13 protein-coding genes are annotated in these 13,935 nt (G+C 69.5%); 2 read left to right on the top strand and 11 right to left on the bottom strand.

Annotation, left to right across the window (positions count from 1 at the left end; all coding sequences use genetic code 11):
* Positions 1 to 59 precede the first annotated feature (59 nt).
* The 9 genes from groL to ACZ7OU_RS29770 all read right to left on the bottom strand — a co-directional run bounded on the left by groL (position 60) and on the right by ACZ7OU_RS29770 (position 9,184).
* Positions 60 to 1,751: a chaperonin GroEL gene (gene groL / locus ACZ7OU_RS29810; RefSeq protein WP_470243749.1), complete on the bottom strand. Its 1,692-nt coding sequence runs from the start codon at positions 1,749 to 1,751 to the stop codon at positions 60 to 62.
* A gap of 11 nt (positions 1,752 to 1,762) precedes the next feature.
* Positions 1,763 to 2,788 (bottom strand): NAD(P)-dependent alcohol dehydrogenase, encoded by a 1,026-nt coding sequence (locus tag ACZ7OU_RS29805; protein WP_470257748.1) that lies wholly within the window; start codon positions 2,786 to 2,788, stop codon positions 1,763 to 1,765.
* Positions 2,785 to 3,501: an iron-sulfur cluster assembly protein gene (locus tag ACZ7OU_RS29800; protein WP_470257747.1), complete on the bottom strand. Its 717-nt coding sequence runs from the start codon at positions 3,499 to 3,501 to the stop codon at positions 2,785 to 2,787. The genes ACZ7OU_RS29805 and ACZ7OU_RS29800 overlap by 4 nt, the downstream gene beginning before the upstream one ends.
* On the bottom strand, positions 3,498 to 4,535 hold the full coding sequence (locus ACZ7OU_RS29795; RefSeq protein WP_470257746.1) for an amidohydrolase family protein: 1,038 nt from the start codon (positions 4,533 to 4,535) through the stop codon (positions 3,498 to 3,500). Before ACZ7OU_RS29795 ends, ACZ7OU_RS29800 begins: the two co-directional genes overlap by 4 nt.
* Positions 4,536 to 4,575: 40 nt before the next feature.
* Complete coding sequence (gene mimD / locus ACZ7OU_RS29790) at positions 4,576 to 4,947, bottom strand: propane 2-monooxygenase effector subunit MimD (RefSeq protein ID WP_470243745.1); 372 nt, start codon at positions 4,945 to 4,947, stop codon at positions 4,576 to 4,578.
* Positions 4,944 to 6,113 carry a ferritin family protein gene (locus tag ACZ7OU_RS29785; protein WP_470257745.1) on the bottom strand — a complete coding sequence of 390 codons (1,170 nt, stop codon included), beginning with the start codon at positions 6,111 to 6,113 and terminating at the stop codon, positions 4,944 to 4,946. Before ACZ7OU_RS29785 ends, mimD begins: the two co-directional genes overlap by 4 nt.
* A gap of 6 nt (positions 6,114 to 6,119) precedes the next feature.
* Positions 6,120 to 7,157, bottom strand: a complete 1,038-nt coding sequence (locus ACZ7OU_RS29780) for an FAD-binding oxidoreductase (RefSeq protein ID WP_470257744.1) — start codon at positions 7,155 to 7,157, stop codon at positions 6,120 to 6,122.
* 20 nt (positions 7,158 to 7,177) lie between these two features.
* Positions 7,178 to 8,830, bottom strand: a complete 1,653-nt coding sequence (locus tag ACZ7OU_RS29775) for a ferritin family protein (RefSeq protein ID WP_470257743.1) — start codon at positions 8,828 to 8,830, stop codon at positions 7,178 to 7,180.
* 105 nt (positions 8,831 to 8,935) lie between these two features.
* On the bottom strand, positions 8,936 to 9,184 hold the full coding sequence (locus ACZ7OU_RS29770) for a hypothetical protein (protein ID WP_470257742.1): 249 nt from the start codon (positions 9,182 to 9,184) through the stop codon (positions 8,936 to 8,938).
* Positions 9,185 to 9,363: 179 nt separating this feature from the next.
* On the opposite strand from ACZ7OU_RS29770, the gene ACZ7OU_RS29765 reads away from it, so the two are divergent.
* On the top strand, positions 9,364 to 11,160 hold the full coding sequence (locus tag ACZ7OU_RS29765; RefSeq protein ID WP_470259010.1) for a sigma-54-dependent Fis family transcriptional regulator: 1,797 nt from the start codon (positions 9,364 to 9,366) through the stop codon (positions 11,158 to 11,160).
* Positions 11,161 to 11,331: 171 nt separating this feature from the next.
* On the opposite strand, the gene ACZ7OU_RS29760 is transcribed toward ACZ7OU_RS29765, so the two are convergent.
* Positions 11,332 to 12,486 (bottom strand): FAD-dependent monooxygenase, encoded by a 1,155-nt coding sequence (locus ACZ7OU_RS29760; RefSeq protein WP_470257741.1) that lies wholly within the window; start codon positions 12,484 to 12,486, stop codon positions 11,332 to 11,334.
* Between the two features lie 93 nt (positions 12,487 to 12,579).
* On the opposite strand from ACZ7OU_RS29760, the gene ACZ7OU_RS29755 reads away from it, so the two are divergent.
* Positions 12,580 to 13,155, top strand: coding sequence for a TetR/AcrR family transcriptional regulator (locus ACZ7OU_RS29755; RefSeq protein ID WP_470257740.1), 576 nt, complete (start codon positions 12,580 to 12,582; stop codon positions 13,153 to 13,155).
* Here ACZ7OU_RS29755 and ACZ7OU_RS29750 read toward each other — a convergent pair.
* Positions 13,139 to 13,849 (bottom strand): DUF4142 domain-containing protein, encoded by a 711-nt coding sequence (locus ACZ7OU_RS29750; protein WP_470257739.1) that lies wholly within the window; start codon positions 13,847 to 13,849, stop codon positions 13,139 to 13,141. The genes ACZ7OU_RS29755 and ACZ7OU_RS29750 overlap by 17 nt on opposite strands.
* Positions 13,850 to 13,935: the final 86 nt, after the last annotated feature.

Here is a 13,935-nt window from a genome sequence, read left to right as displayed (position 1 = left end):
GAGGCTCAGGACACCGGCAAGGGGACCTCCGTTCTCCGACAGCGAGAGCGGACGAAGGCTCAGCCGACGGAGGGGCCCATCCCGAGGGACTGCGGGGTGCTCGCGTCGGGCGAGGGCTGGTGCAAGCCCTCGTCCAAGGGGCCGAACTCGGTCATCAGGGCCGCGCTGCCGCCCCACGGGGTCTGCTCTTCGGCGATCAGTGAGTTCGTCGTCAGCAGGAGACCCGCCACCGATGCCCCGTTCTGGATCGCCGAGCGGCACACCCGCAGCGGGTCGACGACGCCCATCGCCACCATGTCGCCGTAGCGGTCGTGCAGGGCGTCGAAGCCCTCGTCGTCGCCGAGCTCGCGGGTGCGCGCCACGATCTCGTGCGCCGGGTGGCCCGCGTTGTGCGCGATGAGGAACGCCGGTTCGGCCAGTGCCCGCCGGACGATCTCGACGCCGATCGCCTGGTCACCCGAAAGACCCAGGTTCTCCAACGCCTTCTCGGCGTGCAGCAGGGCCGCTCCCCCGCCCGCCACGATGCCTTCCGCCATCGCCGCGCGGGTCGCCGACAGGGCGTCCTCGACCCGGTGCTGCAGCTCCTTCAGCTCGGCCGGCGTCGCCGCGCCGACCCGCACCACCGCGACCTTGCCGGTCAGGGCACCGATCCGCTCGGTCAGGACGTCCTCGTCGACGCCGAACTGTGCGCGCTCCAGCTCCGCCCGCAGCTGACCGACCCGGAACTCGACCGCGTCGGACGTACCCGCGCCGCCGACGATCGTGGTGCCGTTCTCGGTGACCCGGACCTGCTTGGCCCGGCCGAGGTGCTCCAGCGTCATCGTCTCCATGCTGAACCCGGACGTCTTCGACAGCACCGCGCCGCCGACGATCGCCGCGAGGTCCTCCAGCTTGTGCAGCCGCCGGTCGCCGAAGCCGGGCGCGCGCACGGCCACCGACTGGAACGTGCCGTTGACGTGGTTGTGCACCAGCATCGACAGCGCGGTGCCCTCGATCGACTCCGCGATCACCACGAGCGGCCGCGGGGCCCGCATCACCTTGTCCAGCAACGGCATCAGCTGCTGCACCTTGGTGATCTTCTCCGCGGACATGAGGATGTACGGGTCGTCGAGCACCGCCTCCAGCCGGCCCGGGTCGGTGACCAGGTACGGCGAGAGGTAGCCGTTGTCGAACTCGAAGCCCTCGACGAAGTCGACGCTCATCCCGATCGACGGCGACTCCTCGACCGTCACCACGCCGCCGTCGCCGACGGTGTGCAGGGCCTTCGCGATGACCGCGCCGACCGTGTCGTCGTCGTTGGCCGAGATCGCCGCGACCCGTGCGTAGTCCTGTTCGGACACCACCGGGTGCGCCTGCTTCTCCAGGTGCGCCACCAGGAGCCCGACGGCGTGGTCGATGCCGCGCTTGACGAGCACCGGGTTGCCGCCGCCCGCGATCGCCCGCATGCCTTCGTGGACGATGGCCTGAGCCAGGACGGTGGCCGTGGTGGTGCCGTCGCCGACGACGTCGTTGGTCTTGATCGCCGCTTCCTTGACCAGCTGCGCGCCCATGTTCTCGAACTGGTTCTTCAGGTGGATCTCGCGGGCGATGGTGACGCCGTCGTTGGTGACCACCGGCGAGCCGGTGATCTTCTCGATGATCACGTTGCGGCCCTTGGGCCCCAACGTGGACTTGACCGCTTCGGCCAGCTTGTCCACGCCCGCCAGCAGCAGGTCGCGGGCGTCCGAGCCGAACCGCAGTTCCTTCGCCATGTTTCCTGCTCCTAGGGTGTGAGGATGGCCCGACCGCGCACGCGTCCGGCATCGAGGTCGGCCAGTGCGTCGAGAGCCGCGTCCAGCGGGTACTTCTTCGTGTGGAGCGTGACCTTCCCGGCCTGCGCCAGCACCATCAGCTCGGCCAGGTCGTTGTACGTGCCGACCAGGTTGCCGATGACGTTGCGCTCGGTGGAGATGATGTCGATGGTCGGGATGTCGATGTTGCTGCCGTAGCCGATCACGAAGTGCGACCCGGCGCGCCGGGTCATCGCGAACGCGTCCTGCTGGGCGCCCTGCTCGGCGACGAAGTCGAGCACGACCTCCGCGCCGTTGCCGCCGGTCAGGTCGAGCACGGCGTCGACCTGCTTGCCGTCACCGAGCACCGTCTCGTCGGCGCCCAGTTCGGCCGCCAGCTTCAGCGCGTCGGCGTTGCGGTCGACCACGATCACGCGGGCCGCGGTCAGCGCCTTCAGCGACTGGATGCCGATGTGCCCGAGGCCGCCGGCGCCGTTGACGACGCAGGTGGTGCCCGGGTACAGCTGCGGGACGGCCTTGCGCACCGCGTGGTAGGCGGTGATGCCCGCGTCGGCGAGCGCCGCGACGTCTTCCGGCTGGGTGGAGGGATCGAGCTTGATGCACGCCCGCGCCGACGTCAGCAGGTACTCGGCCATGCCGCCGTCACTGTCGATGCCTGGGAAGCTCCCGTTCGGGCAGTGCATGTCGTCGCCCGCGCGGCAGGCGTGGCACAGCCCGCACGTCGGCGTCGGGTGCAGGATGACCGTGTCGCCGACCTCCACATTGGACACCGCGGGGCCGACCTCGTGCACCCAACCGGCGTTCTCGTGCCCGATCGTGTAGGGCAGCGCGACGCCGGACTTCTCGGCCCACTGCTCCTCGATGATGTGCAGGTCGGTGCGGCACACGCCGGCGCCGCCGATCTTGACCACGACGTCGAAGGGCCCGGTGGCGCGCGGCTCCGGTACCTCTTCGATCACCGGTTGCTGATGGTACTTCTGCAGCCGCACGGCCTTCATCCCGTGCCCTCCTCATCCGAAGTCAGCGAATACCGGGCACGCAGCATGCCGCGGCAGACGCCCGAGTTGGCCTCCATGCTCGTGCGGGTCAGCCGCGCGAAGGCCAGGTGGCGCTTCGCGTCGGCCGGGGCCACCGCCGCCCCGGTGGCCGGGTCCAGCAGCAGCGGGTCGCCGTCTTCGGCCGGCAGGCCCAGCTCACGGCGCCGGGCGCGCAGCCGCTCGACATCCGGCCCCGGCGGGACCTCACCGAGCGTCAGCGACGCCGGGTCGAGCCCGGTGCCGGCCAGCGTCCGGCAGACGCGGTCGGTACCGGCGAGCACGGCCTTGCGCACGAAGTCGTAGCGCAGGCTGTCCAGCTCGTCGACGGCCTCGCCCTCGAACGACGCGACGAACCCCCGCCGCGCCGCCACCCCGCGGTTGATGACGTCGGACGCGAAGTGGTCGTCGAGCCGGATGTCGAGCCCGGTCAGGCCCGGCACGCCGGCGACGGCGTCGTAGGCGTCCGCCACCATCAGGAACGCGAAGTTGGGCGCGCAGAAGTAGGTCGGCAGCCGCAGCCGGATGAGGGCGTGGCCCGCCGCGCTCACCTCGCAGCGGGCCACGAAGCCGAGGTCGGTCAGCGGCTCGTCCAGTTCGGGATCCCGGACGGTGCCCAGCGCCGACCACACGGCGGTGTGGTCGGCGCGGACGATCCGGTCGTCGAGTGCCGTCATGAGTTCGGCACGCCGACGGGTTCGACCGACTCCGGGTCCTTCAGGCGCAGCTCGGCCGGCACGTCGATGTCGTAGAGCCGGGCGGCGTTCAGCCCGAGGATCTTCTTCTTCTGGTCGACCGTCAGCGGCGCGAAGTCCGACAGCTCGTCGTCACCCGGCATGTTCCAGTCGACGAAGCCCTCGACCTGCCACTTGGGCTCCCAGATGGCGTAGTCCGCGCCGAAGATCAGCTTGTCCTCGCCGATCCAGAACATCAGCTCGCCCATGACCTTGGCGAAGAACTTCGGCCGGGCGTGCATCAGGCCGCCGACGACCACGGCGAGCCCCGCGTAGACGTTCCGCTCCTGGGTGGCCATGAAGCAGAAGTCCTCGATGCGCGGCAGGCCGACGTGCTCGACGATGAAGTTGAGGCCCTGGAAGTTCGTCGCCACGTGGTCCACATCGGACACGTCGAAGGCGTCCTTGTCCAGCGGCCAGATCGTCGGGCCCTTGTGGATGTGGACGTTCTTGACGCCGAGTTCCTCGCACTTCTCGAGGTACTTCGCCGCTTCCGGGTCCTTGAGGCTCCAGCCGCGGGAGTCGCCGCGCCACTCGGCGGTGTAGAGCTTGACGCCCTTGCAGCCGTACTTCTTGACCCGTTCCTCGAACGCCTTCATGCCTTCGTCGCCTTCACGCGGGTCGAAGGTCGTGTTGACGAGGAACTTGCCGGGGTGCTTCTCGGCCAGCGCCGCGTCGGCTTCGGTGGTGTTGAAGCCGTTCTTGTACCACTGCCGCAGGTTCGTCGGCTGGAAGATGGCCGTGTCCACGTGCCCGACCTCGAACAGGTCGTGCATCATCAGCTCTTCCGAGTACTTCTGGAAGCGGTCGATCGGCCAGTGCGTTTCCTTCGGGCCGAGGCCCTGGTAGGCGTGGAAGCACTCGATCCAGCCCTTGGCGTATTCCTCCTGCCCCTTCACCCAGTTGTCCGGGCTCGCGTCCCAGAAGTGGGTGTGGGCGTCCACCACGAAATACTTTTCGCCGTCTTTTTCGTACATCGGTGATCCTTCCTGAGCGGATCGAGTGCTTCCAGCTGAACTACTTGATGGGCTTCAGATCGAAGTCGAGGTATTCCGCCGCGTCTTCGGGGTTGGCGAACATGATCGTCCGGTCGTCCTCGTGGATCATCCGCCCGTAGTGGGTGGACATGCTCTCCTCGAACTCGGCCGCGTTGAACCAGCCCTCTTCCTCGCCGGCGGCCTCGTCGACCTCGGCGTAGACCAGGTCCGTCCGGCCCCGCGCGTCCACCCGGATCATCGACGGCAACGGCGTCACGGTCACGTTGTCCTTCGTGGACATGACCTCCGCGATGATCGCGCCGACCTGGTTGTTCATCAGGGTGAAGCCGCACATGTTCGACGCGGTGTTGTTCGTCTTGTACGGACTTTCCGCGGTCTTGAAGACAGTCACTGGCCCAGCTCCTCGGGTGCCTTGAGGCCCAATTCGGACAGGATTCCGGCGAACCGGCTCTTCGCCCGGTCGAGACCGTCCTCGAACCGGATCGGCTTGGCGTCGGGCTGCGACCACAGCGGCTGCAGGGCGCGGGCGGCGGCGATGCTCTTCGGCACCCAGTCCTCCAGCCACTTCTGCAGCAGCGCCTGGTTGTGCCCGGCGAACTCCTTGTCGTTGATCAGCAGGTGGAACATCGCCTTCGTGTAGCGGAGGTCCCGCTCGGAGAAGTCGAACTCCTCGGCACCGATCAGCGTCGGGGTGACGAAGTCGCCGTTCGCCGGCGCGGCCTGCTGCACCAGGTTGCTGCGGAACAGCTCGCCGACGAGGGGCTCGAAGACGATGTTCGCGGCGAAGATCGCCTCGCACCAGTCCCAGATCCCGGTCAGCTGCTCGGCGGTCTCCCGCACGCCCTGCCACGCCGGGTCCTCGGCCCAGGTCGTCAGGTGGGCGCTGCCGTCGAAGCCGTCGATCTCCTCGGTGAGCGTCAGGTTGTACAGCGCCAGGTCCTGCGCCGCGCGGATCCGGTGCATGCTGTTCACCGAGATCGCGTTGTTGTGCATGTTCGTCGGCGCGCGCCGGTTGGCGTTAGCGAACAGGTACAGGCCGAGGCCGTGGTCGACGTGCATCCAGGCGCCGACGTGCTTGGCGACGAAGTCGACCCAGTTCGGGTTCCACTGCTCGAACGCCTTGGCCTGGCGGGCCGCGTCGATGTTCTGGTTGAGCTGGCGCACGACGTTCGCGTTGTAGCGGTAGAGCGTGAGCTCCCACTCCTCGTTGGGGTCGCGGAACTCGTGCCAGCCGTGCGCGGGCCAGTCGTAGCCCTTGCCGCCGGAGCCGGGGCTGCGCTCGGGCACCGGCCGGTCGGAGCCCCACGCCTTCAGCGCGGTCCACTCGAGCGGGTAGCCGGCCTTGCCGTCGGCGAAGGCGTAGAGCCAGCCCTGCGACAGGTAGTGGCGCGGGTCGGGCTGGACCTCGACGGTGACGTCTTCGTAGTGGCTCTGCTTGCGCTTGGCCGGGGTGAAGTAGTTGTACCGGCGGGCGTCGGAGTCCGGGAAGACCTTGGCACCCGCTTCGGCGTCGGTGAACGTCGGCTTCGGCACACTGCGTTCGGAGGTGGCTGTCATGGGTTTTTACCCTTCGCCCGTGGTGGTGAACTTGTCGTAGAAGACGCGCTTGTCGGCGACGCCGAGCGCGGGCAGCAGTTCCAGCGCGGCCTCCACCATCGGCGGCGGACCGCAGACGTAGGCGTCGGCTCCGGTCAGGTCGAGGCCGGCCCGGCGCAGGACGTCGGTGATCAGGCCGGTCTCGCCGTCCCAGGCGTCGTCACCCGGTTCGGAAAGCGCTGGGACGTAGCGGAAGTTCGGCAGTTTCTCCTCGAGCTCCCGCAGTTCGGCGTGGAAGCAGAGGTCCGCCTCGCGGCGGGCGCCGTAGTAGTACGTCGCCTTCCGGTCGATGCCGCGCTCGGCCATGGACCGCAGCAGCGACAGGATCGGCGCCATCCCGGCCCCGCCGCCGACGAAGACCAGGTCCTTGCCCGGGTTGTCCCGGAGGGTGAACACCCCGAACGGGCCGGTCACCCGGAGCCGGTCGCCGACCGCGACATCGGCGTCGAGGAACCGGGAGAACAGCCCGTCGGGGTAGATCTTGATGACGAACTCCAGCTGCCCGTCACGGGCCGAGGTGTTGGCCATGGAGAACGACCGGGACTCCTCGGTGTCCGGGATCGCGAAGTCCAGGTACTGCCCGGGAAAGAACTTCAGCGCCTGGTCCGGATCGGTCAGCTTGACGACGAGGTGGCGCAGGTCGTGGGTGACGTTGTCGTTGGCCACGACCTCGACCTCGGCCTCCTGGATCGGCAGGCCGGACTGGATCATCTCCTCGTCGTAGTTGAGCAGCTCGATCGTGAGGTCTTCGTAGGCGTGGGCCCGGCACAGCAGCGTGAAACCCTCCTCCTTTTCGTAGTCGGGGAGCGCGAAGGTCGAATAGCGGTCGTGTTCGACGTCTTCGCCGTCGAGGATGAACGACTTGCAGGCCGCGCACTGCCCTTCCTTGCAGCCGTGCATGAGCATGACGCCCTGCTCGGCGGCGGCGCGCAGGATCGTGGTGTCCTCGGCGACGTCGATCTCGATCCCGACCGGTTCGAACCGGACGCGGTGCTTCTCTGCCATGCCAGGCCCTTCCCGCGTCGTCAGGCCGTCTGGGGCGCCGGCCGGCCGGCCGGGCCCTGGCGGTTGTAGTCGGCCACGAACGCGGCGCGCTCGGCGTCGGACATCTGGTTCAAGAGCACGTTCGGCGACTGCACCTCGGGCATCCGGCGCAGGTGGTCGAGCGTCCACATCTTCTTGGGGTCGAGGTTCAGGTGCGGCTGCGCGACCATGGTCTTGCCGTCGTCGCGCACGAAGCCCATGTCGGAGACGACGTCGGCCCAGTTCCAGCCGTGATAGAGCGTCTCCCACTCGCGGGCGCCGACCAGCTGGCCCATGTTCGGGGTGTTGCGGCCCTGGTAGGTGGGCCGGAACGCCTCGGCGTCGGTCCAGCGGCACGTCTCCGAGCAGTACGTGCGGTGCTGCCCGTCGACCTCGTCGACCACCATGTCCTCACGGATGAGGCACGGCACCATGCACGTCCAGCACCGGTGCGGGTACACGTAGTTCACGTCTTCGGCGACGATCGGGTGGTGCCCGTTCGGCGTCGCGAGGCGGCTGTAGTTCTCCCACCACTTGCCGTACTTGTCGTACCAGCCCGGGTACTTGTACTCGAACCACTCGAAGTCTTCGTCGGTCATCGGGTCGATGCGCCAGTAGTTGGCGAGCCACCCGGTGGCGAAGAACTGCGCGACCTCGTGCACGTAGCCCTTGTTCCAGATCCGGTTCCACGCCTCTTCGATGAGGTCGTGCGGGATCACCAGGCCGTACTTCTCGAGCGGGACCAGGTACGAGCGGTAGTAGTCGTCGTAGATCCAGCGGCGCCACATCTCCGCGTAGGACTCGCGGTCCTTGCGGCGGTCCTTGGTGCCGTACTCGATGAACGTGCCGATCGCGGCGTCGACGACGGCGTGGTTGTTCCACCACGCGTACCGCAGGTCGCGTTCGAGCAGCTGGTGGTTGCTCTCGTCCGACAACGCCATCAGCAGGGTCGCGTAGCCGTTGCTGATGTGGCGGGACTCGTCGGACTGCACCGAGTGGAACACCGTGGGCAGCAGGTAGTCGCCGTTGGCGGCGGCTTCCGCGGGCATGGCGACGAAGAGGGTGTTCGTGAACGCGGTCTCCGCCACGATGGTGAGGTAGATGCTCGCCGCGGTGATGGCGTCACCGGTGATGAAGCCTTCGGCGAACTGGCGGCCGATGGTGCCGCAGTAGTCGTTCTGGAAGTTGCGCAGGCTCGAGTTGAAGCCCGCCGGGTCGATGTAGTTCTGCATGTACAGGCGCTTGAGGTTCTGCTGGATCGTCGAGTGCCGGACCTCGTCGATCATCTGGATCGCCTGGCCGTTGTGCAGCTCCGGGTTGGGCACCGTGCGGAACAGCAGCGGCATCGCCCGCGCGGCCGAGATCTCCGGCAGCGGGATGATCGACAGGAACAGCTTCTGCCACTCCAGCCAGCGTTCCTGCACCTGGCGGAACATGTTGCCGCGGATCGCGCCGTCTTCGGCGCCGTAGACCCGGTGGTCCTTTTCCTCCTGCATCGGGAAGTACGAGCGGAGGACCTGCTTCAACGGGTCCTTCTTCTTGGCCTTCTGGAACGTGTAGTCGGTCCCGTAGTGCGAAACCGGGGTGTGGTACGCCGGCTCCCACGACAGTTCCTGGATCTTCTGGTGGGCTTTCGCCACACTCTGGCGACTCATGGAGGCTCCTTGTCCGTCGCTCGCCGTCGGGGCGGACGTCCTGCGTTCACCATTCAAGGGGCGGCCACGAGTGACGCGGGTCTCAATCTGAGACAGAACCGCTGCTCAGGGCGCTTCGTCCGAGCCGAGCATCCGGGCGCGCAGTTCGGCGAGCTCGCTGTGGACGCTCGTGCGCACCCGCGCGTCCCCTTCGACGGTCGGCGCGATCCCGAGTGCGCGCAGCAGCGCCGCGGCCGGTTCACCCGGGTGGCCGTCCCCGCCGAACGTCGGGTGCAGCCCCTGTTCGGCCAGATGCGTGAAAACCAGGTTGACGATCGTCCACGGGTTGTACGTCTCCGCGTGCTCGGCGGCCATGGGCACTCCTCCTGGTCAGCGGTGGGTCGCGCCTCCATCGGACCGCCGCCCGCGCGGCCCGGGCGTCTCAATTTGAGACACCACTCGGCGCGCGCCGGATCTAGGCTGAACGGGCGGCACAACGGGTGTGCCCGCACCCACGTGGGCCGCGGGGAAAGTGTGGAGGTCACGTGGACGAGATGGTGCCCGGAACGCTGCTCGCGGACGACGAGCTGGCCCGTACCCGGGTCCGTTTCCTCACGGCCGAACCGGTGCCGCCCGGCACGGTCCGGCAGACCATCCTGGCCTCCTGGCGGCGGTCGCAGGAGTTCCGCGTCGACGCCGACCGGATCGACCCCCTCTTCCAGGGCGACCAGAACCTCGACATCCCGCTGATGCGCGGCGCGGAACCGGTGCTGCACAAGCTGAGCGAGCAGTTCGACGGCCAGCCGATCAGCCTGATCCTCACCGACGCCAGCGGCGTCGTACTCACCCAGCGGACCGGCGACGCCGACCTGAAGCGGCACCTCGAACGCGTCGAGCTGGTGCCCGGGTTCAGCTACGGCGAGCAGTCCGTCGGGACCAACGGCATCGGCACCGCGCTCGAGGACGGCCGCGCGACCACGGTGTTCGGCCACGAGCACTACGCCGAGCACCTGGAGAACCTGGCGTGCGCGGGGGTGCCGATCCACCACCCGATCTCCGGCAAGAAGATCGGCGCGGTCGACCTCACCTGCTGGTACAAGGACGCGGGCGGCCTGCTCATCGCGCTGGCCCGCTCGACCGCCGAGCAGATCCGCCAGGCGCTGCTGCGGCACAGCGACCTGCGGGAGATGATCCTCTTCCAGGCGTACCTGCAGACCTGCCGCCGGTGGACCGGCATCGTGCTGGCGTTCAACGAGGACATCGTGATGATGAACGACCGGGCGCGGCAGCTGCTCGACCCGGTCGACCAGTCGGTCCTGCTGAGCCACGCCACCGAGGCGCTGGCCGACGGGCGCCGGACGTCGGCGACGCTCGCGCTGTCCAGCGGCCTGCGCGTGCGCGTGTTCTGCCGCCGCGTCCCGGGCCAGCGGGAGACCGACACCGCGGGCGGCGTGCTGTCGGTGAAGCTGATCGAGGCGGAGGAAGCCCTCTCGGTGCCGTCGACCCCGATGCTGCCGATGTACCTGCCGGGCGTGGTCGGCTCGGCGCCGCTGTGGCTGCGCTGCGGGCACGAGCTCGACACCGGCCACCAGCGCGGCGAGGGGGTCGCACTGGAAGGCGAGGCGGGCACCGGCAAGCTGACCCTGGCCAAGGGACTACACCAGCGTCACCACCCGGCGGCGCGGCTGCTGACCGTCGACGCGGCGGTGACCACCGGCACCGATTGGGCGGCCGAACTGCTGCGCGAGCACGCCGACGCCCCGATCCGGACGCTGGTGATCCGCCACGCCGACGCGCTGACGACGCCGGCGGCCAACGCCCTCTCCACGACGTTGCGGGAGCTGCGCGAGCGGGCCGACGCGCCGTGGGTGGTCGTCACGCTCGTACCGGAGGCCGAGACGAAGCCGGCCCTGGCCGAGCTGCTGAAGTCGTTCCCGCGGACGGTGCGGGTACCGCCCCTGCGCCACCACGTCGAGGACCTGGCGGAGCTGGTCCCGCTGGCGCTGAGCAAGCTCGGCTACGGCGGCAGGCTCACCTGCTCGGCGGCGGCGCTGCACCTGCTGATGCGGGCGGAGTGGCCGGGCAACACCGGCCAGCTCTACCAGGTGCTGCGGAAGGTGGCCCAGCGCCGCCGGGCCGGGACCATCCGCCCGGGCGACCTCCCGGCGGAGTTCCACACCGTCGCGCGGCGGCCGCTGAACCGCTTCGAGTCGATCGAGCGGGACGCCATCGTCCGCTGCCTCGAAGACGCGGACGGCAACAAGGTCCGGGCGGCGAAGCTGCTCGGCATCTCCCGGGCGACGATCTACCGCAAGATCCACGAGTACGGCATCGTCCCCCCGACCCGCTGACCCGGCCTCCCCCGCTCCGGACCGAACGACGGTTCGGTTCGTTCGCGGTGGAGCGCGACGGCGCAATGACTGGCATCGTCACGCTCGACCGCAACGACACCGGCCGGACCGAGATCGGCTACCTGTTCTTGCCGGCCGTGTGGAGCAGTGGCTGGGCGAGTGGTCCCCCGGTCAGCGCGCCGCGAGCTCCGACAGCTGGTAGGCCAGCTTCTCCCGCATCGGCGGCAGCGAGAACACCGTCTTGAGCACGGTGTTGCGCAGCAGCCGCGCCGGGCGGGGGCGCAGCGTCGCCATCCGGGTCATCCGGTCGGTGAACGCCACCACGCCGGTCGCCACCGGGCGACGGGTCGTCTCGTACGTGTCCAGCAGCGCGTCCGGTTCGCCGGCGGCCACCCGGGCCAGCAGGCGGCCGAGCGCGACCGCGTCCTGGATGCCGGTGTTCATGCCCTGGCCGCCGGCCGGGCTGTGCACGTGGGCCGCGTCGCCGGCCACGAAGATCCGGCCCGCGCGGTAGTGGTCGGCCACCCGGTGGTGTACGCGGAACCGCGAGCTCCACACGACCTCGGTGACCCGCGACCGCGCGCCCTCCGGGCCGCGCGCGTCCACAATGGACTGGATGTCGGCGATCCCGGGGTGCTCGGGCGCCTCGGCGACCGTCGCGACCACGCGGTAGTGGTCGTCGCTGCCGGGCAGCGGCGCCACCACCGTCACGCCCTCCGGCGACAGGTGGAGGCTGACCTCCGCGCGGTCCAGCGGCCAGCTCATCCGGACGTCGGCCAGCACGAACGACTCGGCGTAGCTGGCGCCGGTGAACCCGATGCCGGCCTGCTCGCGCACGGTGCTGTGCATGCCGTCGGCGCCGACCACGTACTTCGCGCGCACGGTGCCGCCGGTCGTCGTGACCGTGACGCCCGTGTCGTCGCCGGCGACGGCGGTGACCTCGTACGGGCGGTGGACGTCGCCGCCGACCTCGCGCAGCCGCGCCAGCAGCACGGCTTCGGTCCGGTCCTGCGGCACCATCAGCGTGTACGGGTAGGCGGTGGGCAGCCCGCCGAAGGGCACCTTGGCGAGCACCGTGGCGCCGTCGCGGACGGTGAACGTCGGGACGACGACGCCCAGCTCCTTCAGCCGCTCGGTGACGCCGAGCTCGGCCAGCACCTCCAGGGTCCGGGCGTGCACCACGCAGGCCCGGGAGGTGTTCGCGCCTTCGGCCTGGCGGTCGAGCAGCACGAAGTCGACGCCGGCCTCGGCGAGGACGATCGCGGTGGCCAGGCCGGCGGGGCCGGCGCCGGCGATCAGGACGTCGGTACGGGTGGGCAGGGTCATGACGGCTCCTCCGAGTTTGCCAACAACTGTTGGCATCCACGTTAGGCGCGCCCGCACTGGCTTGTCAACAAGTGTTGGCCTACACTTGTTGGTATGACCGAGTCACCCCGCCGATCCGACGCCACCCGGGCGACCATCCTGGAGGCGGCACGCCGCCGGTTCGCCGCCGACGGCTTCCGCCGCGCGACGATCCGCTCGATCGCCGCCGACGCGGACATCGACCCGTCGATGGTGATGCGCTACTACGGCAGCAAGGACGGCCTGTTCGCGGCGGCGGTGGACGTCGAGCTGGACCTGCCGGACCTGGCCACGGCCGACCCCGGCACCGTCGGCGAGCTGCTCACCCGCCAGTTCCTGGTGCTGTGGGAGCGGCCGCCGACGGACGAGATCCTGCTGACGCTGCTGCGTTCGGCGGTCGCGGACGACGCGGTGGTCGAGAAGATGCGGCAGGTGTTCGCCGGCCAGGTCACCCCCGCGGTCCTGCGGTTCGGTGACCCGGCCGACGCCCCGCGCCGCGCGGGGCTGGTGGTGAGCCAGCTGCTCGGGCTGGCGCTGACGCGTTACGTCCTGCGCCTGCCCCCGGTGGTCGAGCTGACCCCGGCGGAGGTCGTCGCCGAGGTCGGCCCGACGGTGCAGCGTTACCTGGCAGGGGTCACTTCGGCGGGTTGACCGCCTTCGCGACGTCGGCGATCGTCTGCGGGTCGACCAGACCGGTGTCCTCCAGGACGTTCATGTGGTCGAGGACCGTCTGGTTCGCCTGCGTCGCGTGCCGGCGGATGACGTCGTTCTGCGTGCCCGCGCGGACCTCCGCGATCGTCGCGAAGATCTTGCCGTGCGAGGCTCGCAGCAGGTTCACGAACAGCTTGTCGAACTCGAGGCCCTGCGCGGCCGTCAGCTGGCGGACCCAGCCCTGCTGTTCGGCGCTGGCCTGGTCGGGCAACGTCACGCCGAGCATCTTCGCGTCCTCGCGGACGAGCTGGTCCAGGTGTGAGTGCCCGTCCAGCAGGTGCAGCCCGGCGCGCTTCACGGCGTCGCTGCTCGCATGACTCTGCGCGAGGTCGCCCGCCGGCATCTCCCACAGCCCGGCCTGACGCACCTTGACCAGGAACGTCTTGTCGAGCTCGGTGACCGGCCCGGCCCCGACCGGGTTTTCCCCGAGACCGGCCTGGGCGGCCGAGCCCATCTGCATGCCCGCCATGCCCTGCCCGTACGCCGGGACCTGCGCCTGCGTCGACCCGGGAGCGGTCTGGGCGCTCGCTTTCAGCACCATGACCGAGCCCACGGCGACCACGGCGAGAGTGGCCACGACGACCAGCACGGTCCGAGCCCTGGCCTTGGCCGTCATGCCACGGTGATCCGGCATCGTTCCTCCTTTGGCGACAAGTGCCTGTACGGGGTACTACGGCTCCCGTCACGGAGGAGTTCAAGACGATTCGAAGTATTTTTCTT

The sequence above is a fragment of the Amycolatopsis sp. NPDC114505 genome (assembly GCF_055633615.1).
This window is presented reverse-complemented; position numbering and strand designations above follow the sequence as displayed.